Here is a 24,611-nt window from a genome sequence, read left to right as displayed (position 1 = left end):
GATGACAAGGTTTCTCCCACTTATAAGTAAATTACTTATTTCGCTTGTGCCATTACATTTTGTAAAGTAGCTTGAATTTCTGCTAAAACAGGCTCACCAGCTGCCTTATCCTTTGCTTTAGCTGCCTCGAGGTATTTTCCAGCTTGTTCCGTTAATGTTTTGTAGGCCTCATCACCAATGATTCCTTTGATATCTTCACCAATGACATCAATAAACAGCGCACCTTCTAAAGCAGTAATTGAGGACTTATCTTCTCCCCATGCTTCTAAGCTTTCTGCATATTCATCCAGCGCAACTTTAGAGAAACCACGTACAAAAGCTTTATTAACTGCAGCAGGATCTAGAGACGCTACATCTGTTTCTAAATTAAATTGGCTTTCAATGAAAGCAGCTTCTTCAGGGGAGTGTGAATTTAGGTAGCTGCTAATTGATTGGTAAAATGCCCAGCCTTCAGCTTGTTCAATTTTCGCCACTTCCGGATTTTCCTTTGCTTCAGCAGCAGCTTTTGTTGCATAGCCATTCGGAATTGCTCCTGTCGCAAAATAGAAGGTTTTCATCATCGTTTTATCTACTACTTGTTTTCCTAATTGGAATCCAAGCTGATCATCTGCCTCAACTGCTTTTTCTATTTCAGCGAAACCGCCATCAATGACTGAAACCATATTTGTGCCATAAGCTGCATCGCGCTTTTCAACAGTTGATTTCAAAATTGCGTAATATCCCTTTGCTTCTTCAATTTCTTCTTTTACAGAATCCTTATTGCCCCAGTTCTCAACAACTTCAGTAAATTCATGTTTTACCGTTGTATAGAAAACTTTTTGCATTAACTTATCAAAGATTTGTCTTACAACAATAGGATCCATAGAACCGTCTTGGCCAGCTTTCAGCGCAGCCGTAATATGCTGGTCGTGCTGTGCTTCAAACTCAGCATCTCGTTTTTGTACGAGACTTTGAAGATTTTTTGTATAAAGATCGGTTACCATCGCGAAATCAACTTCTTTTTGTTCTTTCGCCTTATCTAATTCTGTTAGTGCTTCTTTGTAAACCGCAGAAAAGTCAACTTCTTGTTCCTTTTCTTCCGCCTTATCTTCTGAGGCAGTCTGTTCTTGTTTTTCCTCTTTTGGCTTTTCTGCCGTTTCTTGTGATCCACAAGCTGCTAATACGGTTGAAGCCATTAGAAAGCTTGCAAAAATAGCTTTTAATTCTCTCTTTTTCATATAAATCCCCTCTTCTATCAAAATATAATTAATAATTATATGTACCTAATTGATAATGAATTTCATTAACAATTACAATTATAGAGAGAATGATTCTCATTGTCAATAAGGGGTTAGATAATCTTTTTTAAAATTGTGTATAATTAATAAAACTTTAAAATCGGATATTATAGTGGAGGAAGATATATGAAGATTACCCTTGTTGGAACTGGTCACGTTGGGCTGATTACCGGAACATGTTTAGCGGAAATTGGCCATATGGTCACTTGTTATGATGTAGATCGGGATAAGATACAATTATTAAAACGAGGGTGCCTACCTTTCTTTGAACCTGGGCTCAACGAAATGGTTAAAAAGAATACTGAAAATGGCAGGTTATCATTTACATACAGCATTCGAGATGCTTTATTAAATAGTGAAATCATCTATATAACAGTCGGCACCCCGATGGGTACAGATGGACAAATAGATCTCAACTATATATATACAGCATCAGATCAAATCGCGGAACACATCACAAATAAAGTCATTATTGTCATGAAGAGCACGGTCCCTATCGGAACGAATCGGATTATTAAAGAACGAATCCAGGCTGTTTCTAGTGGACGAGCTTCAATAGAGATAGTATCCAATCCGGAATTTTTAAGAGAGGGCACTGCTATCCATGATACACTTTTTGCGGAACGAATTATTATTGGCTCTGATAGTAAATATGCTGCTGAAGTAGTGGAGAAAATAAATCAACCATTTGACATTCCAATTTTTAAAACAGACCTGCAAAGCGCTGAACTAATTAAGTACAGTTCCAATGCTTTTTTAGCGACGAAGATAAGTTTTATTAATGAAATTGCCCAAATATGTGAAAGAGTTGGTGCCAATATTGAGGACGTTGCCTATGGAATGGGTCTTGATTCACGTATTGGCTCAAAATTTTTAAGAGCAGGAATTGGCTACGGAGGATCTTGCTTTCCTAAAGATGTGAGCGCACTCATCCAAACTGCTACTATGCATAATGTAGACATGAACATCATAAAAGCAGCTAATGTAGTGAATCAACACCAGCAGGTTGTGTTAATTAAAAAAGCAAAGCAGCGTTTTGGCAGTCTCCATAATAAAAAGGCAGCAATACTAGGTCTATCGTTTAAACCGAATACAGATGACATTAGGGATTCTCCCGCTGTACGTGTTATGAATATTCTGCTTGATGAAGGGGTTCAAATGACGGCATATGACCCTGTAGCAATCGAAAATGTTAGGAAACTTTTTGGGGACGATATTTACTATTCTTCTTCAATCGAGGGTGCACTGGTGAATGCTGAAATGGCATTTATCTTTACTGAATGGGAGGAAATCAAAAAAGTTCCTTTATCAAAATACAAAGAACTAATGTCTTCACCGGTTCTCTTTGATGGACGAAATTGTTATTCCTTGGAAGAGGTCAGCCAATATCCAATTGAATATTATTCAATCGGAAGATAGGAGGAAAATAACCTTACAGCGTCTTTGTTATAAACATCCTCCCTATCATTTGCATCTACCTTTGTAACTTAAAATAGTTTTGAAACAAAATATTTTTATTAATTATCATTAATTTTAGATACTTGTCCATTCAATTTTTCTCTTACTATCATATTTTAATATAAGTAGTGATTGATTTGCTGGATCCTATGATTATTATTTTAGACTTAAATAGAAAAAGGGGAGAGAAAGGAATGGCAGATAGTAAATTCAATGTAGATAATCAAATTCATGATTTAACCGGAGCCAATGGTGATAATTATCAAATCGTTTCTGAACTTGAGGCACTTACGAATCGTATCAATGAGTTAGCGGCTGACATGTTAAAACGAGAAATTCATTTAAAAGATGAATTGTCAGCTAAAAAAGAAGATATTACTTCAATTACCGCAAGCCTTGAAAACCGCAATAAAGAAATAGCAGAACTTCAAAATCAAGTAGATGAAATAAAAGCTACCAATGAAAAAAATCAATCATTGATTGGGGGATTAAGCAGCCTAGTAGCTGATCAAGAAATGCAGCTGCAAAATCTAAGAGAATTAATTGGCACTAAGGAACAGATCATTACGTCATTTGCTGTGAGTCTAGAAAAAAGCAAACAGGAAGTTGTCGAACTTCATAAACAAGTAGACGAGTTGAATGCAACCAATGAAATTCAAAATACTTTAATTGGAGAGTACAAAGAAAAACTTGATTTGTTAAACGGGGAATTATCACTATTAACTAGCCAACAACATGAATTACAAGCTGAGGATGGTTCGGAGCTGAAAGCAGAGAAGGACACTACAGAAGAAAATTCGGTGCTAAAAGCTGAGCCGGAAGCTAATGTAGAAAATTCGGTACTGAAAGCGGAGACGAACGCTAAAGAAGAAAATAAGATGTTGAATACAGAGCGTAAAGCACAAAAGAAAATGCTTAAAAAATTGCTGAAAAAGAACCCAAAGGCGAATGAAAAGATTTTAGCAGAATTACTAGGGGTAGAGAGTTCCTATATAATTAGACTTCGAAAAGAATTTGATATTTAACTGATTGAATAAAGGGCCTTCTAAAGCCCTTTTTTTATTCCCGATCAACCCTTACACAGGTTTTGTTAATTTACTGCATGACCGTCCGGTTTCCGTATAGTATCATAATTCAACAAAAATAGTTTATTATTTCCCTGAAAATACAAACTTCGACTTTTCCAGTCAGTTTTTCTACTTTAATCAATTCATTGATAAATCTACTGTAAAAGAGACCTCCTAAAAAGAAGGCCTCCTCAAACTAATTAATATAATAAATATTTTTCACGATTCTCGTTAAATTCATCTAAGCTAGACTGCCATGCCGATTTCATTTCCTCAACAGTCTTGCCCGCTTCAATATCGGCGCGAATAGAGCCATTGCCGACAAGGTTATCAAAGAAGGAGATTCCTGCTGCATTTGGTGCTCTAAATTGGAAATCGTTTGGATACATATCGTGAATCGTTTTTACGATATACAAACCTGTTTCAAACGGCTTATAAGAATTCCGGTCTGTAACGTGAATTTGGATCCCATGGCTTAAGACATTCGCATGTTTCGAGAAAGTTGGTATAAACGATGCGGCCCGGAAGGTGACACCAGGTAATTTGTATGAGTTTAACTTTGATGCCAAGTTGTCGCCATTGATAAACGGTGCGCCAATTAATTCAAATGGCTTTGTTGTTCCTCTTCCCTCTGATACATTTGTTCCTTCAATAAGGGCAGCCCCTGGATAGACAATTGCAGTTTCTAAAGTTGGCATGTTTGGTGACGGAAGGACCCATTCTGATGGTGTTTCATCGAAATACATGTTCCGCTTCCAGCCTTCCATTTCTACTACCGTTAAATCTGCACCAATACCAAATTCACTATTAAAAAGCTGAGCTAATTCCCCAACAGTCATACCGTGACGGACAGGAATTGGGTATTCACCGATGAACGAAGAGTATTTATCCTCGAGGACAGGTCCTTCAACTTTTGTCCCGCTGATCGGATTTGGACGGTCAAGTACGATAATCGGAATGTTGTTCTCTTTTGCTGCTTCCATGGCTAGAGCCATTGTATAAATGTACGTATAGAACCTCGCCCCAACATCTTGAATATCAAATAATAATACATCGACATTGCTCAGCATCTCAGGTGTCGGCTTTTTCGTCTTACCATATAAGCTGTAAACAGGAAGTCCTGTTTTTTCATCTGTATATTGTTCGACATACGCACCTGCTTGTGCACTTCCTCGTACACCATGCTCAGGACCGTAAAGAGCAGTAAGGTTCACATCGGGATGATTGAAGAATAAATCTACGATACTCGTAACGTTCTGATCGACTCCTGTTGGATTGGTGATCAACCCCACACGTTTATCTTTAATCAACTCAATTTCATCCTGCAGCAAAACCTCTACACCTAAACGGAATTTTTTATTCTTCTTCTCTTTATCGTTCTTCGCCAACGCTGCAGAAACAGTAGATAGTAGTAGAACGAGAACTAATAATCCTGTAAGCCACTTTTTCAAAACTATCCCTCCTCTTTATCTATTCTCTGTCTAGTATCCTAACCCATGGTCAAAACCATATAATACACTGCCATCATGGTTGTAAATGGTTACTGGCAGTTTTCCAGTTGGATTGTTTTTGCCAAAAATGGTGTTTGCTGCTGCCTCAAAGCTTGCTGGTCTGAAACCATATTGAACAAGAAACGCATCGACATCTTTATAAGACATAATGTCATAAGGATTTCTAGCCCCTACTGCAATAACAGGTACACCCGTTTCGATGAGTTGTCTTGTCATCACCATTTGGCTGGCGTTTTCTGCTCTGCCACTTACACTAGAGGTGTAGGTTCCGACTATAATGTATTTCGCACTTTGCACTTGTGCTAGTTGTGCAGCATTAAGCGGACCTGAAGCATTCACATATATAGCCCCAGGATGGTGCTTTTTGACCTCATCAGCAAGGAGATTAATGGAGAATCCTGAACCGCCAACTACAACAATTTTATCTTCCGGTGAAACGTTAAGAGGAAGAACAGCATCATTTTTTACAAGCGTAATCGATTTTTCTGCTGCTTCTTTTTCAATTGCCTTATGTTCAGGAGATCCTACGACTTGAAGTGCATTTGCTACCTTTTCATCAAGACTTTTTTCTCCCTCTGCCTTTACAATGCTTCTATTTATTTTCAACGTTAAAACTCGCTCAACTGATTGCTCTAGTCTATCTTCTGAAATTTCGCCAGAGTTAACAGCAGCATAGATTCCATTCGCTACAGCTTCAATCCCAACTGGCATTAAAAGAATGTCAGCTCCTGCCTTAACCGCACGGATTGCTGCGTCAACCGGGCCAAAATGTTCTGAGATAGCACCCATATTCATCGCATCGGTAACAATTACTCCTTTAAAGCCCATATCTTCGCGCATTAGCCCTGTTAATACTTTATGAGAGAGAGTTGCGGGTACAGCAATTTCTGTTCCATCCTTTTTCGAAATGGCTTTTGTATTATCGATTTTCGGGAAGGTTACATGTGCTGTCATAATTGCATCAATTCCCGCATCCATTGCCTGTTGGAATGGATATAACTCCACCTTTTTCAATCGATCAATATCATGTGGTACTTCAGAAAGTCCTATATGTGAATCAACTGCAGTATCACCATGACCTGGAAAATGCTTTGCGGTTGCAGCAGTTCCCGATTCATGAAGTCCTTTAATATATGCATTACCTAATTTTCCAACTAACTCGGGATTTTCACCGAATGAACGAACCCCTATTACCGGATTATCTGGATTGTTGTTTACATCCAGTACTGGGCCAAAATTCATATTAATCCCCAGTGCGTTTAACTCTTCACCGATGGCTTTACCAACTTTCTCGGCTGTTTCTTCAGAGCGAGTTGCTCCCAGTGCCATATTTCCAGGCATGTCGGTTCCAGTTTGCAGACGTGTCACGATTCCACCTTCTTGGTCAATGGAAATCAGCAGTCCGAACTTTTCTGCGGCTTCCTGATAGGCACTGACTAACTTCGTTGTTTGATCAGCTGTTACCGTATTTTCACGGAATAAAATCACACCGCCGAGATGATAGTCCTTTACAAGCTTAGCAATTTCATTATTCATTACTGTTACATTCTGACCCTTCCAGGTTCTAAAATCAGGCATTAGCATTTGTCCGACCTTTTCTTCCATGCTCATATGCTTGATTGCACTGCCAATAAGGTCATAGCGGCTGCCTTTTTCTTTTTCAACAAGAACCGTATCTTGGTTTCCTTTGAATTGAATTGAAATCCTATCACTATAGCTGCCATCACTGACAGATATAAATGTTTTCCCATTGTGACCAGACAACGTTACTTCTCCATCTTTCGAAACAGATGCCACATTCTTGTTAGAAGAATTCCATTTTAAATTTTCAGAAGCCATCATAAATCGGCCATCCTCATAAACATGGAGTGCGTTTAAATCAAGTTTGTTTTCACTTACTTCCCGTGTAACTTGCGGGACATTGAGGTCTATCACTAAATCTTTAATTTCCGAAGCAGCTGCCACACCTGACAATGGAATTCCTGTAAATAGCAGCGCAACTGCGAGAAATGAGGTGAATAATGACTTTACTAATTTTCGCATGTTTCTCCTCCTCAAGTTATTGTCCATTTAATAATCTCTAAGTTCCCATTCATTTTTTGAAAAAGAAAGTACATCTCCCGAATCCAGTTTTGGATTCAGAATGTACCAGCCACGTGAATTTGTAGATCCATCCGTTTGATAAACAAATCGTAATTTTGTCGCATTACTAGGTATCGTCAATTCTTTCTTTTCCCATCCATCACTTGTGCCTGTTAATAAGGCAAGTTGCTGCCAACTGCCATCTCTAAAGATCTCTACAGATCCACTATCCCAGACATTCTCAATCATATGCCAAGTGGAGAAAGACAGTTTGGCTTCATTTGATAAATCCAAGGTGGTTTCCATTACTCGATTGAGCTTATCGCCGTACCCAGCAAACCATGCATTGCTCTTACCTGGAATGGATACCGGAATTGAATCAGCTACACTTCTAGCAAATAAGCGTCGGGTTTGGTTCATTGACCCCATATTTCTTGACGGATGGACACGATTGGTCAGCAAAATGGCTACTGTTTTATTGTTTGGGCTAATTACAATTGATGTACCTGTATAGCCCGTATGGCCAAAGGAGTATGTACCTTCTGATAATGCATCCATATACCAGCCCTGGCCAAGCTCCCAGCCTAGTCCGTGGTCATTCCCCGGAAACGCTGCATTCTGATTTTGCAGCAGCAACTGTACGGTTTCAGGCTTCAAGATTCTTTTGCCGCCATACTCGCCTTCATTAATAAATATATGGGCAAGTTTTGCAAGGTCATTAGCCGTAGAGAATACGCCAGCATGACCAGCAACACCATCCAACGACCAAGCATTCTCATCATGAACTTCGCCCCAGACAAGACCGCGATTTGGTATTGCCTGATATTCAGTCGCCGCAATGCGATGTTTTAAAGAAACTGGCGGGTTGTACATCGTATCCTTCATTCCTAAAGGTGCTGTGATATTCTCGTAGACAAATTGATCCTGGCGAGTACCTGACCAATGCTCTATTAACATCCCTAACGTAATCATGTTTAGATCACTGTATTCGTATGTCGTACCAGGTGCATTTTTCAATGGCTGATTTAAAACCAATTGCAGCCTATCTTCTCTTGAAGTCCCCTGTGAATACAATGGAATCCAAGCAGTAAACCCAGAGGTATGAGTTAACAACTGACGAATTGTTACGCTTTCTTTCCCGTTTGCAGCAAATTCCGGGATATGTTTGGCTACCGGATCATCAAGATTAAATAACCCTTTTTCAAAAAGAATCATTACAGCAGTAGCGGTAAAAATCTTGCTGATTGACGCTAAGTCAAAGATCATATCTTTTTGCATAGGAATGGGATTTTCCATTTCTGTGAACTTGCCATCGATGTATTGAGCTGAATTGCCATATGCGTCATGTTTAACAATTTTTCCCGCCCTCGCAACAAATGTTACCGCCCCAGGCATTAACTTTTGTGAAATGGCTTGGTTCATAATTTGATCAATTTGCTTGAGTGGTGTTTCCACCATGCCTGCTCCTCGTGCGGAGCTTGGATGAAGTACACTTGTAACTGGTATAATAGTCGAATTCCATGTAAATACAGGATGTGGTTTCTTAGATGGGATGGTGAGTTTCTCTTCCTTTTCAATTGTGGGTCCATAAGGAAGTTCATAGTTTGCAAATACAGGTGATGTACCTAGCAGCATTGTACAAACTGCAGTTATCATAAACGTTTTTCTTTTCATATGCCCTCCTTAATACAAATGATTGAATTGTAGGCGGGGAACTACCCGGTGTTCACCAATAATCTGGCAACGCTTACAACTTATAGTAAAAGCATATAGGTAATGATATACAGTCGTCTATACCACATAAGTCTCATAACAGGTGCTTTTACAGGTCTTAAGTATTAAGTAGTTAGCATTATTTTTTAAAATATACAGTAAAATTATGAAATTTCATTTCATAGCCCATCAAGTTAAAGTCAAGTCTCTAAAAAGATAACCGTTTCAATTCCCTAAAGCAAGTCGTCTAGTCTTTTGTTTAAGCAGGCAAAATCTCCTGGAGAGTTCTTGAGAATTGTCCTCCATCCTACCTGTTAACTATGAAAAAACTGGGCATAAAAAAGACCCCAACCAAAATAGTTGAGAGTCTTTGAAAGTTTGAAAATTAACCCTTTGAGAACTGAGGAGCACGACGCGCACCTTTAAGACCGTATTTCTTACGTTCTTTTATTTATATATTAAATATGAAGAAACTGGGAATAAAATCATTTACTGAAAGCCTGATTTATCGGGCTTTTTTCTGTTTATTAAAAATTTGATAATATACTCTTATATATGTTTGGTGGTCAAAAATAATTCATGCTTATTCAACTAGTCGAGTAGAAGGGCGCCTTTCTACCTTACGGCAAATTGTACTCCATCCCCTCACAGAACCGTGCTTGCACTATTAATGCACACGGCATTAATTCAACTGAGATCAAGTAATGAACCAAATATATTTGGATGGCCTGTTTTTGCTTTTCTTATTCTTTTTCATCCTCCCGAAATTGAGAGGGAGTCCTTCCTGTTTCCTTTTTACACACTCTTGCAAAGAAGCATGAATTATCATACCCTTTTAGCCAAGATATTTAGACTGCTCAACTTGAGCCAAAAACGGTTCCCAAAATAGCCGCTATTTTTGCTGAAGACTCTCAATTAAACTACCAATCTTGATTTCTAACTCTATTGGATCACTGGCATAATTATAGATCCCTAGGAAGGTTTGTGTTAATTCTGGATTGGACCCGATCAATTGATTGACCAGGTGCTGTTCCTCTGAGAACGGTATATTTTTTGTAAATTTGCAGGCCATTTCAAATCTTGCCATCATTTTCGTCGTCATTTGCTGTTTGTACTCTTCAGCCATGTCATCCCAGTTGATGGACCAGTCTTGATGCTGACTTAAGATTTCGGCAAGAACTCGAGCACCATAAAGGGCATCATGCATCCCCTGCCCCACCGCCGGATCCTTAAAGGAAAGTGCATCACCGACCAAGGCCCAGCCTTTCCCCATTCCGTTATACCAATCATTATCATAGCCTAATAAACCTTTTACAGGTCCCTCAAAGGAAGCAGCCTGTAAACGCCTGGGAAAATCGGTGTTTTCAAAGCCGGAATCCACTAGGGAACGAAATGCTTCTTCCGGGTTTCCTTTAAACCGTTCCATCCATTCCTTATCCTCAAGCGGAAACATAATCCCGATGACATGCAGCTGATCGCTGGTTGGGAAAGCGATAATCAGTTTATCCTTGATTTTATAAAATTCCGCGCTTCTCTTACCATTTTGCGTAAAATTTTTGACATAGCCGACATAGGAGGCGAAATCAGTGGGTACGGATTTCAACTTCTCACTGTTTACCTTTTTCCGGACTAAAGAATTTCTTCCATCTGCGCCAATCACGAGATTCGCGCGATATTCATGCTCGATCCCATTCTGATCGACCGCAAGAATACCTACAGTAGCTCCGTTTTCTTCTACCACATCTGTTACTCGGTACCTTTGAATTGCCGTTACATTTTCTTGTTGCGCCGCATGATAGAACAAAATTTGATCCAAATGCGTACGACGAATACATAAACAGTTTGGTTCACCCTCTACCTCCGGAAAGTTCCCATCAATGATTTGATCATCGAATTGGATGAATACTCGTTTATATGTTGGCGTTCCCGTGGCCAATAGTGTTCCGAGAACCCCCATTTCTTTTAACATTACGAGAGAATTGTTAAAAAAGTTATGGGTGGAAAGGATATCACTAGGAAACTTTCCTCGTTCAACCAACAGGACCTTGTAACCTTTTTTGGACAGCTCATAGGCTGTTGCCGCACCTGCTACGCGGCCGCCAACAATAATAACATCAAATTGATTCCTCATTAAAAAACCTCCTATAACCTTTGCTTTTGATAAAACCATCGTAGCAAACAGACCACAACTGTTAATCTAACAAAGGTTATATAGTAGGTTATATTTAATTGGTTTTATTTACTTTTTTGAATGGCTTCCACCCTGCCTTTTACTCCAAGTTTACTGTAAACTCGATTGAGGTGGATTTTCACAGTTCCCTCGGATAACACCAGTTTCGCAGCAATTTCTCTATTAGATAAACCCATGGACAACAGTTGAAGGACCTCTAATTCTCTAGTCGTGAGAGTGTGGACCCCTGCTCGATCGCTAGATTTATCGTATACCCCGACCAATTCAAGGATGGAAGTAATATATTCATTCGAAACGCCAGTTACCATTTCAAGATGCTGGCGTTTATTTTTTACTAATAGGTATTGTTGAAACAACTCTTTAGGTGGAAATCCGATATCAGTAAAGGCCCGCAGATAGCCATGCTCTTCGCCAAGTTTTATAGCTTGATTTAGGTGCTCCATACTTTCAAACGCAAGACCCTGTCTGCGGTAGATTTCTGCAAGATATAGCTGGGATTCCAGCACTATCATGATTCTACCGTTTTGTTGTGCTTGATTCAGTACCCGTTTTGCCCAACCAACAGCCAGGCTAAACTGCCTTTTTTCCATCAATCCATGGATATAAACAAGGAGTTCGAACTCCTGATTAGGAAGGATTTCTGCCTGTTCCTGAAAATGACATGCCTCCAACCATAGATCGACCTTGCCCATTTCACCTTTTGCAAGCTCGAACCGAACGAGTTGAGAAGATACTAGTTGACTCCAATAGCTGGTATGGCGGTTTAATTCCTTCAAATAGTCTTTTGCACGATTAAGACTTTCTATCGATAGAAAAGCATTTCCCCTGGACCAATCTACTTTTGATTTAACGATTACCGCGGGGATATATGCCCCTATTAACCGAAAAGATTTTGCCAGCTTGATAGCCTCTGCCGCATATTCCATTGCCAAATCGTCCTCGTTTCGCTCATAATAAATTTCACTAAAAGCTGCACGCTGATAAGCAGCATAGGCAGAATCTTGGTAATCGTTCTTTTCAATGAAGGTATGATAAAGCTGATGGAATTGGAAAGCTTTATTGACTCTGCCATTCATCCCATAGTAGCTTCGGATGAATGGCAGCTCTCCTGGATTTAGCTCAATCCCATAATCCAGCCATATTTTCACATCAGGCATTTTTTCCCGTTCTGCCAGCTGACTTAATAACTCAATTGCAGAATCATAATCCCCCATTATCAAGGCATTTAAATTTTTTAATACAAAGAGTTCCTCATTTAGCCGAATTGCCTGCTCATGAAACTTTTCCTCCTGGAGGATCGCTTTTATTTTTCCAAGATATAGATTTACATTTTCATATTTTCCCGACAGCATATCCGTCCATGTTAATAAGATTAAAATTTCAGGCCGCTCTATGATCTTAGCAGGTAATTGCTGCAGCCACTTTTGTAATGTCGTCACCTCTCTCCTCCTTAAAAGATTCGTGACAATACTCAGGATTATCTCTACGGCCAGCTCATAATTTCCAGCGGCAATGGCATATGGAACAGCTTCTTCTTTATAGCCATGTTGAGAGAACCATTGACTAGCTTTTTCATGCAGATTCTTATATTCATTCGGCAGTTCTTTTTTCAAATGAGAAGTTAAAAAGTCAGCAAAGAGATGGTGATAACGATACCAATATAGGTGACTGTCTAACGGGATAAGGAAGTAGTTCGATTGTTCGATATGCCTTAAAAATTGTTGAGAATCAGTTCGGGCTGTGAGCACATTACATAAGTCACTATTCATCCGATGAAGAATCGATGTTTTCATTAAAAATAATTTCAAATCATGAGGCAAATGTTGAAAAACCTCTTCCATTAAGTAATCGACAATATAGCGATGACTGCCGTTAAAATGACTTAAAGTGCCTTTTTGGCCAGACTGTTCGGAAAGACTGGCCAACTGAATTCCTGCGATCCATCCTTCTGTCACCTTGGTTAAGCATTGAAGGATGGATTGGTGTGGAAAAACACCTGTTTGATGGAGCCAATAGTCCGAGATCTCGTCCTTTGTAAATTTCAATTCTTGGCTATTCATATCGTTGATTTGTCCCTTAGCTCGTAAAGCACCGATTGGAAAGGGAGGTTCCGTTCGGCTGATTAAACAAATATGTATTTGACTCGGCATGTGTTGTATTAGAAGCGAGACGAAACGGTGGACTTCCGGGTTGTCGATATGATGATAATCATCAAAAATCATGACCATGTGTTCCGAAACATCCACCAGCTTATTAATCAAATTGCCCGCCAATTGTTCTAACGATAACATTAACTCAGGCTGCAACAAATCCTCCTGGACACTGTTCATGGCTGGATGTACAGCCGCTAATGAAGCGGTCAAATAGGTCCAAAAACGAAGCACATCATTGTCACCCTCATCAAGTGATAACCAACAAGCGTTAATCCTTTCGTTCCGAACCCAATCACTTACGATGGTGGACTTTCCATATCCAGGAGGTGCTGTAACCAAGGTAAGCTTACATTGCATGGCAAGGTTTAACTTTTGATAAAGCCTTTCTCTTTTCACATGATGAATGGGGGGATGAGGAAGGTGAAGTTTCGTTGTTAATAAAAAATTCTGGTTCGGAAGGCTTTCCCTGATATTGTTCAATTTACCTTCCCTCACTTTCGTTAATTTTCTATACTCTCGTCATAGTGAAATTCTTCAATTCCTTGATTTATTCCTGCCTTATTGAAAAAACGTAATAGCGAAAAAAGAACCTTGATAGAATGACAAGGATCTAAATCAATATTCAAGCCTGTTGGTGAAAATACGACTGAAATTCAGTTGTTACTGGTAAAGAAATCGAATGTTCTAATATGCAAATTACATAGTCAGAAACGTGTAATTCCAGCGCTCCTGGCACTTGTTATTAGTGTAAACTCATTCTTTAAAATGATATAATCAACATATGTCAACCCATTATAAGTTTAAGTTTACATTTAACATCTGGAGGTATTAGTATGTCGAATGAACGTTCTACACTAGAAACACTCGTTCCCAATCTATTTAACCCTTTATCGCCTGAGTTTCTTGCAAATCCTTACCCTTTCTACCATTCTCTTCGTTCTGCAGGTTCCATCCAATGGGTTTCCTCTCTCGAGCACAAAGGGTGGTTTGTTACAGGTTATAAAGAGGCCTCTGCCATCTTGAAGGATTCCCGCTTTAAAACCCGGGTTCCCGTCCCCCCCATCAAAGAGGCAGGATCCTATTTCTTCGATATGGAACAACACGATGCTTTTTAAAAATCCTCCTGACCATATGCGGTTACGATCGCTGATTCAGGTTGTCTTTACTTCATGTACTGCAGATGATTTCCTTCCGTACATACAGGAAACCGCGGATACCTTGCTTGATCGTGTAGAACAGGCTAAACGGATGGATATTGTGGCTGATTTTGCCTTTTTGCTTCCAAGTATGGTCATCGCCAGGGTATTAGGCATACCGGCCGATGACCGCCAGCTGTTTCGGGAGTGTTCCAATACGATAATTGAAGCGATTGATTTAACCCGAACACCAGACACATTGCATCGGAGCAGAAAGGCTCTGTTCAGATTAGCCATATATTTTCAGGAATTGATTGAAAAGCGTACCCAGCATCTGCAAAACGATTTTATTAGCAAATTAGTGATAGCAGGAGAACAACAGGGCAGGATCAATAAAGAAGAAGTGTTGGCTGCCTGCATTTTAATGCTCATTGCTGGTCATGAAACAACAGTAAATCTTATTAGCAACAGCATTTTTGCTTTACTTCGGCATCCAGAGGAGTTGGATAAATTACGAGAACGACTTTCTCTTATACCATCCGCTGTAGAGGAATGTTTACGATATGACAGTCCTACACAAATGACGGCCCGGACTGCCTCTGAGACGATGTCTATTGGAGGAGTTACTATCAAAAAAGGCCAAAACGTGTACATTTGGCTCGGAGCCGCCAACCGCGATCCCGCTAAATTTCAAGATCCCGATAAGCTCGATATAACCCGGTCATCCAATCATCACCTCGCATTCGGCAGCGGAATACACATGTGCCTGGGCTCTTCTCTAGCACGTGTAGAAGCACAAATTGCCATTAATACTTTACTAAGAAGGTTTTCGAATCTACAACTAGAAACAGACGACTTGCAGTGGAGGGAGCTTGTTGGTTTTCGTTCGTTGAAAGCACTTCCTGTTTCCTTTACCATATAACGGGTGCACAAGCAAAAAAGCCGATGTTCCTTTTTAGGATCATCGGCTTTTCATGTGCTGCTATTTCTTATAAAAGGATGTGCAAGTTTCTTCATTCGTATTATACGAGCATTACGATCCTTTGTTCCAAAAAAGAAATACATTGGTCCAAGTTGACATCATCTTGTACGAAAAAGATTCGGCCGCCGCTAAAGTCCCCTCGTTCCTTCAAAGGATTGATTCGTACATATCCCATTTCCCGGCAGGCTACATATCCCGTTACATACTCCGGGTCATCAGACCAGCAAAGCTCAGCTTGTACAAACGGGGCATGGGCAACCTTCGTCGCCAGCACGAGCGCTTCGGTTATCCGGGAAGAAGAAACGTGAGGGTGTGCAGCGCACCAGCTGTTGTAGGCTTCTTGGCTCCATCCCATCCGCGTCACCCGCACTCCCCTCTCGCCCCGATCATCAAGACGTTTCCCGGTAGAAGCGCTCAAAATGGCAGCTCCGCGTAAGTTTGTATGGTCTTGCAACAGCTGCATTCCGCTTATGATAGCTTGTTCGGAAACACCAAACGATCGTAAATATTCTGCGGCACGTAGCCTGCCCTCTTCCCTATTTTTCGCCGCAACCGACAAAACCGGCAAGGGAGTAATAGGCATATGGTTGTCCGCACTTACCTTTTCAATGACAACTTGAATAAAATCCGCGTCTCCACGGCTATGCTTCAACGCTTTTTGAACGAGCGTCCTGGCAGTTTCGGCTACCTTTTGTTTTGAGGTGAGCGTTTCACCACCTGAAATATGAAACCCTCCTTGTTCATGGGGGCCGCCTTCTGCTGCACGCATCCGTATACTGTATAACTCTTCTGACACAATATCACCCAACCTGCCTAAACTGTCTCCTTCTTACAATGCGCACTCCTCAATTTCAAATCCGAGATCTTCAATCATCGTCCAGTCCGCCATCGATTCCTGCCCTGCTGTTATTAAATAATATCGTTATAGAATTCTTAATTGGTTCCAGTCTATGCATTGCTCAACGGCCGATAAAACATATTCCGATTGATTTGACTCCGTGATCCATGGGATGACCCCTATAACAGGTACCCCGCTATAGGAATGGATTATATCCGGGTTCGTTTGTTCAGCTATGCCTGCCGTTTCTTCCTGGTAACCGGACAGAACCACCCCTGCCACTTGCAACCCGCGCTGCTTGGCAAATTCTATCGTTAACAGTGTATGGTTTACCGTACCTAGATTTGGCCTTGCCACGATAAGGAGGGGAAGTTTGAACATTAGAGCTGCATCTACGACTAGTCCATCCTCGACATATGGGACGGCGAGCCCCCCTGCTCCCTCTACAATCATATATTCGTACTTTTCTTTCAATCGAGTGTAGTGATGCTTTAAATGGCCCAAGGTGACATGTTTTCCAGCGCGGCGCAGCGCCAGTATAGGGGCAAGCGGTTCTTCTGCCGAAAACGGGCAAATATGATCCAGTGGATCATCTACTCCCGAAAGTGCTTTAAGCCGTGCCGCATCTCCTTCCAGATGACCGGCAACATGACCACTCTGAACAGGTTTATATACGCCGGCATTTTTCCCCTGTTTCCTCAGCACACCCGCGATTGCCCCGGCTATCACTGTTTTTCCCACTTCGGTATCCGTAGCCGTAACGAAAAATCCTTTCATCCGGTTTATCCCCCTCTTATTTTGCAGCTAGTTTCTTAAACACTTGAATGACTTGATCGATGTGCTTATCTTGATGGGTTGCCATTACAGTGAGACGAATACGTGATGTTCCTACTGGAACAGTTGGAGGACGGATGGCAGGAGCAAAAATACCATTTTCATATAATGCTTGTGACAATTTCATAGCCTCATCTACTTGCCCAGACATAACAGAAAGGATCGGTGTCTGTCCACCCAGTACATGATACCCAAGAGCTGTTAATGCCTGCCGCAGTCGTTCACTTATGTAATGCAGCCGTACTCTGCGCACATGCTCTGACTTGATGATGTCGATTGCGGTAAGAGCACTTGCCACCACTCCCGGAGGAAGAGAGGTAGAATAGATAAACGGCCTCGCCCGATTCATAAGATAATCGACTAATGACCGGCTGCCTGCGATATATCCTCCTTCTGCCCCCATTGCTTTAGAAAGAGTGCCCATATGAATATCCACCTCACCAGTGAGTCCAAAATACTCTGCCGTACCCCGTCCATCCTTTCCTAATACTCCTGTCGCATGGGCATCGTCGACCATCACAAGGGCATTATAACGCTTTGCAAGCTCAATAATACCCGGCAGCGGGGCGATATCACCATCCATGGAGAACACCCCGTCTGTTACAATAAGTCTTCTCCGAAAATGGTCCGCTTCTTTAAGTTTGCTCTCCAGATCTTCTAAGTCGGCGTGACGGTAGACCATCGTTTGTCCACGTGACAATCGGCAGCCATCGATGATGCAAGCATGATTCCATTCATCCGATAAAATGACATCCTCCTTTCCAACTAACGTTGTCAACGCAGCAATATTCGCCATATACCCTGTATTAAATAGAATCGCTGCTTCCGTTTCTTTAAAGCTTGCGATCCTTTCCTCTAATTTTTCATGGAGAGATGTATTGCCAGTCGTGAGCCTTGACCCTGTTGATCCTGTGCCGAGCTGATTTGTTGCCTCTATAGATGCTCGAATTAGCCGATGGTCACTTGCGAGACCTAAGTAATTGTTAGAGGCAAACATAAGCATACTCTGCCCGTTCACCATCGCATATCCTTCATCACCAATTATTTCAACAAGTTTCAGCTGACGGTACAGCCCTTCGTTCTTAATCGAGTCAAGTTCCTGTTCCCATATCGTCATTGTGTAACCTCTTTAATAGATTGATATAAGATATCGAGCATCGCATCCAATTCCTCAAAAGTAGAGGCAAGCGGCGGCATGAAAACAATGACATTTCCAAGTGGCCGGATGAGCATACCTAATTCCCTTGCCCGGCGGCATACGCGGACACCGATTCGTTCCTGCCACTCATACGGCAGTTTCGAATAACGATCCATGACTAGCTCAATTCCAATCATTAATCCTTTTTGGCGGATATCTCCTACATGCAGCAGCTCGTAAAACTCTTGGAGCCGGTTTGCAACGTAACGGGCATTCCGCTCCGCTTCAACCAATGTATTGTTTTTGTCCATTAATTCAAGGTTTGCAATCGCGACAGCACACCCCAGCTGGTTTCCCGTATAGCTATGCCCGTGGAAGAACGTCTTTTGCTCTTCATACTCCCCCAAAAAGCTTTCGTAAATCTCGTCTGTTGCCACTGTAACGGCAACAGGCAAATATCCTCCGGTAAGACCTTTTCCCGCTGTTAAGATATCAGGTGTTACTTCTTCATGGTCACAAGCAAAGAGGCGACCTGTCCGGCCAAAACCGGTTGCTACTTCATCTGCAATCAATAATACGTTGTACTTGGTACATAGCTCGCGTACACCCCGCAAATACCCTTGCGGCATAACAATAATTCCGCTCGCGCCTTGCACGAGAGGTTCGATGATGAGCGCTGCCGTTTTGTGATGAGAAGCCTGCAGCGTTTTCTCTAATTCGGATAAGAAAAAGGCGGTTTGTTCTTCTTCGCTTCCCGCAATTGGAGATCGATACATATACGGATAAGGAGCTTTAATAGAGTGAAAGAGCAGGCTCGAATACGCCTTATGGTATAAATCAATGGCACCGACGGACACAGCGCCAATGGTATCTCCATGATAGGCTTCCTTCATTGTAATAAAGTGTTGCTTTTGCGGCTGCCCTTTATGTTGCCAATATTGAAATGCCATCTTAATCGCAATCTCTACAGCCGTTGCACCCGAATCAGAGTAAAATACCTTTGCAAGACCTTTTGGCATTCGTTGAATTAACTTTTCGGCAAGTAAAATAGCTGGAATATTTGCCATTCCAAGAAGGGTGGAATGAGCAATTTGATCCAGTTGATCCCGAATGGCTTGATCCAGTTCAGGTACGCGATGACCATGTACATTAAGCCAAATCGAGGACACACCATCCCAGTATTCGTTTCCTATTACATCAGTAAGCCTGCGCCCGTCTCCACTCGCTATAATGACAGGATCATCATTTATGTATTCCTTCATCTGTGTAAAAGGGTGCCACACATATCTTTTATTTTTCTCAGCCAAAGTATCATAATCAAATTTGCGTGTTGTCATAGGTATTTACACTCCTTCTCTCTATTTGTTAACCAAATATATAAATTAGTTAACACTTCGAGTTCATAGTACCAAAAAGCTTTAAGTTACACAATTCGAAATTTTCAAATCCCACCCATTTTTTTATTTGGTATGATATCCATTCAGGGTGTTCCTTTTTTACAATATAGTTACATTTTTCCATTCGTAAATTTACATACACCTTATTATTTTCTTATTAATCATGAAGGAGGGAATTTGGTTGAAAAAAGTATTGAAACCTGTTTTTTTATTGTCCTTTGCACTGCTGTTAATTGGAAATCTGCTATCCGGTGCTTCTGAGGCTTTTGCTGCCATACATAAGGGACAAGCATCTGAAATGGATCTAAGGGTGATGACTTATAATTTAAGGTATTTAAATAACGTTGATGCATCCCCGAAATATAATTCTTTTTTAGATTTATTTCCCATACCCAACGTAAATGACAACTGATTTGTTTTACATTTTAGGAAGTTATTGATTAACTAAGTAACTTTTAGAATAATATAGTCACTCTTGAAAAAAGGAAAGTGAAGGAGATGTCTCCTTCACCTTAACAAATTTCAATCAATTTGTTCATTAATATACAAAGGTAAACAAACAATCCATCAAGCTTCGAAGGCAAGACGGATCGTCACTTTGGTTAGGTTTGGTTATTTCTTGGAGACTTTAGTGCGGTGGCTAAGGTCTCTCTTTTTTATCTTTTCATATCTCTTTTCATTTTCGGGCAAATGATGCCTCGCCATTTGACCGTAACTCCATCTCCTTCGTCTTTCGGGCAATTGGGGTATAACCAATACCGCTTCTTTTTAAATTGATCATCGAAAAAGGGAGAAACCCACTCATTTCTCTCTATTTTTCCAAATCGGTTTTAATGTATAAACACTCAATGATTTAATTTTTATATCCCCGTCACCAATTAGCGATACATGATCACTGTCACGTAATGTAGGGTACGCTCTGCTTGTTATCATTTTTTTATTATTTAAGTAGCATTCAATCGTCGAATGATCGATATAGACATGTGCCATTAAATTGTTTTCAATTTCCAATGCTCCACCTTGTCTATCGCCATCACGGTCCAAACTGCTTTTCCTTCGATCAATCCAGACTTTGTTATGTTCTTTTTCAAATATCAAGCTAGTTTTCTCTCGATTTGTTGGATCCTTTTTGATTTCAATGCCGACCATTTTTTCAGTCTTTTCAAATTCGACAATGATTTCAAGCATTTTATGGTTCACTGCTGTCAGTTTTTCATTTATTTCAGCTAATGATTGGTTTGATTCGTTTAGTAGAATTTCTTCTCGTAAAGCAGTAAGATTCCTAAGCGGCTTCATTCTAAGTTCATTATTTTCCATATAAAGCTCAATCGGAAGACCAGCATTATGCGCCCAGCCAGCATCATACTCTTCCCTTTCCGTTCGATCCCCCTGAAGGATGGAGAATAAAATCGATTTGTTCGTCACTGGATCAACGAAACCACTTGGACCGCTAAATTTAAACCTTCCATAATCCATCAATTGTGGTTCTTCCGAATCAGGAACGAATTCGAGATTGTCCTTATCAAAATCTCCCAGATAATAGTAGGTATCCACCTGGTAATCTGATTCTTTTATAAAATGACTCATAAAAATGAACACATACTTTGTATTTCCTTTGTCATCGGATACTGGCAAAAAGACAGGCAGCTCCCAATTTACTCCTAAATAAGGAAAGCGAGAATGGCTTACAGTAAAAAACTCTCCTTTGAATAACCAATTCTCGCAATCCTCTGATGTATAGATCCAAGCTGTAGGTCCCCTTCCCTCCATGCCGCCGCCAATAAGTAAATACCATTTCTCCTTTTGTTCATCTTTCCAGACAAATGGATCCCTAAATTGTGAAGGTATTCCCTGTTTGTCTGTTTGAGTGATGGCCTCTTCATTGGCCATTTCCCATTCAACAAGGTGTACATCATCTATATGTTTAGGCCGTGCAATGGCAACACCTTGATTACGTTCTTTAGCCAAGTTGGCAGAAGTGTAAAATAAATAAGGGACTTCCTTTGGTCCGATTGCGGCTGAACCAGACCACACCCCTGAAGGTGATAAATCACCCTTTTGTGGAAATAATGCCGTTTTTTCATTTTTCCAAAAAACCATGTCATCACTGGTCCAATGTCCCCAATGCAAATTGGAGAAGTAAGGCCCGGATGCATTCTTCTGATAGAATAAATGATATTTTCCCTTATAATAAAAAGGGGCATGAGGTTCATTCATCCAATGCTGCGGTGGAATAGCATGATATTTTGGACGGTGGACATCATCCAACAGCTTTGTTTCATCTAGATCGATATCGTTAATATCCAGTGACAGCTTTTCCTTTATACTAAAGAATTCCTTTTGAATTATCTCAGCTGACAACGCATCATCATAAATCTTGATAAAGTCGATTAAGCCTGAATACATTCCACCTGTAAAAATATCGCTAATTTTAAACGGTGCATGATTTCGTCCAATCGATAAAGGAATTTTAGCAGGTGAGAAAAATGTATGGGACCCGATTGCTTCAAGTGTTGAATTGATATGGATGAAGGCCATATGGGTTTCTTCGTTATAGGTAACAGTAATAAGTGATTTCTTAAATAATTCGAGCTGCCCTATGGTTCTTAATCTATGTATCTTTTTACCGTCCCCTAGTTCGAATTGTACTTCCCCATGACGATACAAGCTTAAAGCAAAGCCTCGTTTCATTTTTTTGTCCAATTGATCAACGATCGTTGTTGACACTTCCCCATGGCATGCTTCAAAGCAGCGAGGAGCAATTAAAGCAGTTATTGTAAAGGAACCCTTTACATCAAGCGACTTATCTTTTATAAAAGTAGAATAGCCATCAAAATCGAGAGCATAGCCTGAAACGTTGGACTTTATCCAATTTGGTGAACAGCTTTCCTTATATTTTGCATGATGGAAAACATATTCAATGTCCAGTTTATGACCGCGGATACTCTCCCTTGTTTTATTGCCATGCCCCTCATAAAAGTTAAGCTCATAAAGTAAACTCATGTTTGCACCTCCATTATTTAATTCCAGACGATGAATTTTGAGGCATGATGTATTTTTGACCAAAAAGATAGATTAATAGAATAGGAATCGTTGTTACAGTTAATCCAGCCATCACCTGGTTTAAGTAGACGGGCTTTGTCTCATTCATAATATTGACTGCAACGGCCAAAGGATATTTTTCTGTTTCAGTGAAAATCATCAACGGCCATACAAAATCATTCCAAGATCCAACAAACACTAAGATCCCAATCGTGATAAAGATAGGTCTAGAGATCGGAACGGCAATTTTCGTGAAAATTTTCCAATCCGATGCACCATCCATATAAGCTGCCTCCCGCAATTCTTTCGGGATTTTTTGAAAAAATACCATAAAGAGATAAATGTTAAAGGCACTTCCTATATGAGGCAATGCCAAGCCCCACACTGTATTCGTCAGGTTCATTTCATTGATGATGATGAAGATCTGAATCAAGACGGATTGAAATGGAAAGATAATTAAAATCAGTAAGAATCCTTGGATATACTTCTTAAAGGGGATATCAAATATCGCCAACGCATATCCCGCTAAGGAGTTCACTAACAAACTTCCAAAAACAATGACAAAACTGTAAAACACACTATTTAAAAAATGAAGGGAAAAGTTAAATCTACTAAACAATTCTTTATACGGCTCAAGCCATAAATGGACGTTACTGAAAGTTGGTATAAAGCTTTGAATGGAGCCAATTTCTCTAGAAATTTCTGCGACTGATTTCGTACTATTTACAAACATCCAAACCGTCGGGAACAAAAACAGTATGAAAAATGCGAGTAAGATAAACATCTTCATTGATTTCATCACATAAAATTTCGGCAATGTTTATCCCTCCTTTACTAATTTCCTTTGTATAAATGCTATAACAATTAATACTAATGCGAATATGACGGTAATGGCACTTGAATATCCAATTTGACGATATCTCGATCCTTGTTCAAACATATATAATAAAATACTGGACGTACTGCCTTGAGGACCTCCGTTTGTTAAAACCAATGGTTCAATGATGATTTTGAATGTGCCTGTTGTTACAACAATGAGTACAAACACAAGCTGATCCTTTATACTTGGAACGGTAATATATCTAAACTTTTGCCAGGCATTTGCACCTTCAATACTCGCAGCCTCGTATAAAGATGATGGGATATCCTGCAGAGCAGCCATTAATATTAACATTTGGAAGCTAATCCCTTGCCAAAGAATAATAAAGGAGATGGTTGGAAGTGCTAATTCGGGATCGGTGAAAAATGCTTGTTTCGCAAAACCAAGTTTAGCTAAAAATAGGTTAACAATCCCCAATTCCGGATCAAGGATGTTTTTCCACAATAAAGAAACCACAATAATGGATAAAATATATGGTGAGAAGAATGCAGTTCTAAAAATCGTATTAACCCTTGACTTTTTTGCAATAAGAATCGCCAAAAATAACGATAAAGCAACTTGAAGAGGAACAATATAGATTACATATTTTGTAGTATTAAAAAATGCTTGTTTCGCATATTTGTCCTTTGCTATCTCAACATAGTTATTAAAACCAACAAATGACATATCATTAGGTTTCAATAAATAATAATCTGTAAAGGAATAGGCAACTGCAAGAATCAATGGATAGATAACAAATACCGTAATTAATAGAAATGCAGGGAGTAAAAATAGAAACTGAGGGCTAAAAAAGAATTTTAGCATTCTATTATTGTTTATACTTGTTCTAATTAATCTTGTTATGACTTCGTTCATATCAATACCCCTTACGATCATGGAGCTGTCCCAAAAGGGTCTGACACTTTGGTTTTT

The 24,611-nt window shown here is 40.1% G+C and carries 19 protein-coding genes; 5 read left to right on the top strand and 14 right to left on the bottom strand.

The window, feature by feature from the left end; all coding sequences use genetic code 11:
- Positions 1–35: 35 nt before the first annotated feature.
- Entirely contained in the window at positions 36–1,217 is a 1,182-nt protein-coding gene (locus tag QNH29_RS01065; protein WP_283863064.1) for a hypothetical protein, read from the bottom strand.
- A 186-nt stretch (positions 1,218–1,403) separates the two neighbouring features.
- On the opposite strand from QNH29_RS01065, the gene QNH29_RS01060 reads away from it, so the two are divergent.
- Positions 1,404–2,696, top strand: coding sequence for a UDP-glucose dehydrogenase family protein (locus tag QNH29_RS01060; RefSeq protein WP_283863063.1), 1,293 nt, complete (start codon positions 1,404–1,406; stop codon positions 2,694–2,696).
- Between the two features lie 233 nt (positions 2,697–2,929).
- Entirely contained in the window at positions 2,930–3,760 is an 831-nt protein-coding gene (locus tag QNH29_RS01055; protein ID WP_283863062.1) for a coiled-coil domain-containing protein, read from the top strand.
- A 242-nt stretch (positions 3,761–4,002) separates the two neighbouring features.
- Here the strand turns inward: QNH29_RS01055 and QNH29_RS01050 are convergent, their stop codons facing one another.
- From QNH29_RS01050 to QNH29_RS01030, 6 genes are all read right to left on the bottom strand, one after another.
- The gene (locus QNH29_RS01050; protein ID WP_283863061.1) at positions 4,003–5,253 is read right to left on the bottom strand and encodes an exo-beta-N-acetylmuramidase NamZ family protein; all 1,251 of its coding nucleotides are present in this window, start codon (positions 5,251–5,253) and stop codon (positions 4,003–4,005) included.
- A 30-nt stretch (positions 5,254–5,283) separates the two neighbouring features.
- Positions 5,284–7,356, bottom strand: coding sequence for a glycoside hydrolase family 3 protein (locus QNH29_RS01045; RefSeq protein WP_283863060.1), 2,073 nt, complete (start codon positions 7,354–7,356; stop codon positions 5,284–5,286).
- A gap of 27 nt (positions 7,357–7,383) precedes the next feature.
- Positions 7,384–9,069: a serine hydrolase domain-containing protein gene (locus QNH29_RS01040; protein WP_283863059.1), complete on the bottom strand. Its 1,686-nt coding sequence runs from the start codon at positions 9,067–9,069 to the stop codon at positions 7,384–7,386.
- Between the two features lie 424 nt (positions 9,070–9,493).
- Positions 9,494–9,559 carry a 30S ribosomal protein S9 gene (rpsI, locus tag QNH29_RS30370; RefSeq protein ID WP_481858806.1) on the bottom strand — a complete coding sequence of 22 codons (66 nt, stop codon included), beginning with the start codon at positions 9,557–9,559 and terminating at the stop codon, positions 9,494–9,496.
- Between the two features lie 441 nt (positions 9,560–10,000).
- Positions 10,001–11,239, bottom strand: coding sequence for an NAD(P)/FAD-dependent oxidoreductase (locus QNH29_RS01035; protein ID WP_283863058.1), 1,239 nt, complete (start codon positions 11,237–11,239; stop codon positions 10,001–10,003).
- Positions 11,240–11,343: 104 nt separating this feature from the next.
- Entirely contained in the window at positions 11,344–13,932 is a 2,589-nt protein-coding gene (locus QNH29_RS01030) for a winged helix-turn-helix domain-containing protein (RefSeq protein ID WP_283863057.1), read from the bottom strand.
- Between the two features lie 353 nt (positions 13,933–14,285).
- Between QNH29_RS01030 and QNH29_RS01025 the strand changes: the two genes are divergently transcribed.
- Both QNH29_RS01025 and QNH29_RS01020 read left to right on the top strand, forming a co-directional pair.
- Entirely contained in the window at positions 14,286–14,567 is a 282-nt protein-coding gene (locus tag QNH29_RS01025; RefSeq protein WP_283863056.1) for a hypothetical protein, read from the top strand.
- Positions 14,557–15,510, top strand: a complete 954-nt coding sequence (locus QNH29_RS01020; protein WP_283863055.1) for a cytochrome P450 — start codon at positions 14,557–14,559, stop codon at positions 15,508–15,510. Before QNH29_RS01025 ends, QNH29_RS01020 begins: the two co-directional genes overlap by 11 nt.
- Before the next feature lie 100 nt (positions 15,511–15,610).
- Here QNH29_RS01020 and QNH29_RS01015 read toward each other — a convergent pair whose 3' ends face one another.
- From QNH29_RS01015 to bioA, 4 genes are all read right to left on the bottom strand, one after another.
- Positions 15,611–16,378, bottom strand: coding sequence for a 6-carboxyhexanoate--CoA ligase (locus tag QNH29_RS01015; RefSeq protein WP_283863054.1), 768 nt, complete (start codon positions 16,376–16,378; stop codon positions 15,611–15,613).
- Positions 16,379–16,492: 114 nt separating this feature from the next.
- Positions 16,493–17,185, bottom strand: a complete 693-nt coding sequence (bioD, locus tag QNH29_RS01010) for a dethiobiotin synthase (RefSeq protein ID WP_283863053.1) — start codon at positions 17,183–17,185, stop codon at positions 16,493–16,495.
- 16 nt (positions 17,186–17,201) lie between these two features.
- Positions 17,202–18,359 (bottom strand): 8-amino-7-oxononanoate synthase, encoded by a 1,158-nt coding sequence (gene bioF, locus QNH29_RS01005; protein ID WP_283863052.1) that lies wholly within the window; start codon positions 18,357–18,359, stop codon positions 17,202–17,204.
- The gene (bioA, locus tag QNH29_RS01000) at positions 18,356–19,717 is read right to left on the bottom strand and encodes an adenosylmethionine--8-amino-7-oxononanoate transaminase (protein WP_283863051.1); all 1,362 of its coding nucleotides are present in this window, start codon (positions 19,715–19,717) and stop codon (positions 18,356–18,358) included. The genes bioF and bioA overlap by 4 nt, the downstream gene beginning before the upstream one ends.
- Positions 19,718–19,958: 241 nt before the next feature.
- On the opposite strand from bioA, the gene QNH29_RS00995 reads away from it, so the two are divergent.
- Positions 19,959–20,189 (top strand): hypothetical protein, encoded by a 231-nt coding sequence (locus QNH29_RS00995; RefSeq protein ID WP_283863050.1) that lies wholly within the window; start codon positions 19,959–19,961, stop codon positions 20,187–20,189.
- Between the two features lie 389 nt (positions 20,190–20,578).
- Here QNH29_RS00995 and QNH29_RS00990 read toward each other — a convergent pair whose 3' ends face one another.
- The 3 genes from QNH29_RS00990 to QNH29_RS00980 are packed head-to-tail and all read right to left on the bottom strand — an operon-like array spanning position 20,579 to position 24,554.
- Complete coding sequence (locus tag QNH29_RS00990; RefSeq protein WP_283863049.1) at positions 20,579–22,780, bottom strand: glycoside hydrolase family 32 protein; 2,202 nt, start codon at positions 22,778–22,780, stop codon at positions 20,579–20,581.
- A gap of 13 nt (positions 22,781–22,793) precedes the next feature.
- Positions 22,794–23,636 carry a carbohydrate ABC transporter permease gene (locus QNH29_RS00985; RefSeq protein WP_283863048.1) on the bottom strand — a complete coding sequence of 281 codons (843 nt, stop codon included), beginning with the start codon at positions 23,634–23,636 and terminating at the stop codon, positions 22,794–22,796.
- Positions 23,637–23,639: 3 nt separating this feature from the next.
- Entirely contained in the window at positions 23,640–24,554 is a 915-nt protein-coding gene (locus QNH29_RS00980) for a carbohydrate ABC transporter permease (protein WP_283863047.1), read from the bottom strand.
- Between the last annotated feature and the right edge of the window lie 57 nt (positions 24,555–24,611).

This window comes from Neobacillus sp. DY30 (assembly GCF_030123065.1).
Taxonomy (GTDB): Bacteria; Bacillota; Bacilli; order Bacillales; family Cytobacillaceae; genus Neobacillus.
Note: the sequence above shows the minus strand (reverse complement) of the source record. Positions and strands in the feature narration are given on the sequence as shown.

What these genes read in the sequence shown, in the direction of transcription:
- bioA (WP_283863051.1), bottom strand. Translation starts at nt 19,717, where the DNA reads ATGACAACACGCAAATTTGATTATGATACTTTGGCTGAGAAAAATAAA.
- QNH29_RS01045 (WP_283863060.1), bottom strand. Translation starts at nt 7,356, where the DNA reads ATGCGAAAATTAGTAAAGTCATTATTCACCTCATTTCTCGCAGTTGCG.
- QNH29_RS00980 (WP_283863047.1), bottom strand. Translation starts at nt 24,554, where the DNA reads ATGAACGAAGTCATAACAAGATTAATTAGAACAAGTATAAACAATAAT.
- QNH29_RS01055 (WP_283863062.1), top strand. Translation starts at nt 2,930, where the DNA reads ATGGCAGATAGTAAATTCAATGTAGATAATCAAATTCATGATTTAACC.
- bioF (WP_283863052.1), bottom strand. Translation starts at nt 18,359, where the DNA reads ATGACGATATGGGAACAGGAACTTGACTCGATTAAGAACGAAGGGCTG.
- QNH29_RS01065 (WP_283863064.1), bottom strand. Translation starts at nt 1,217, where the DNA reads ATGAAAAAGAGAGAATTAAAAGCTATTTTTGCAAGCTTTCTAATGGCT.
- QNH29_RS01025 (WP_283863056.1), top strand. Translation starts at nt 14,286, where the DNA reads ATGTCGAATGAACGTTCTACACTAGAAACACTCGTTCCCAATCTATTT.
- QNH29_RS01035 (WP_283863058.1), bottom strand. Translation starts at nt 11,239, where the DNA reads ATGAGGAATCAATTTGATGTTATTATTGTTGGCGGCCGCGTAGCAGGT.
- QNH29_RS00990 (WP_283863049.1), bottom strand. Translation starts at nt 22,780, where the DNA reads ATGAGTTTACTTTATGAGCTTAACTTTTATGAGGGGCATGGCAATAAA.
- QNH29_RS01020 (WP_283863055.1), top strand. Translation starts at nt 14,557, where the DNA reads ATGCTTTTTAAAAATCCTCCTGACCATATGCGGTTACGATCGCTGATT.
- bioD (WP_283863053.1), bottom strand. Translation starts at nt 17,185, where the DNA reads ATGAAAGGATTTTTCGTTACGGCTACGGATACCGAAGTGGGAAAAACA.
- QNH29_RS01060 (WP_283863063.1), top strand. Translation starts at nt 1,404, where the DNA reads ATGAAGATTACCCTTGTTGGAACTGGTCACGTTGGGCTGATTACCGGA.
- QNH29_RS01040 (WP_283863059.1), bottom strand. Translation starts at nt 9,069, where the DNA reads ATGAAAAGAAAAACGTTTATGATAACTGCAGTTTGTACAATGCTGCTA.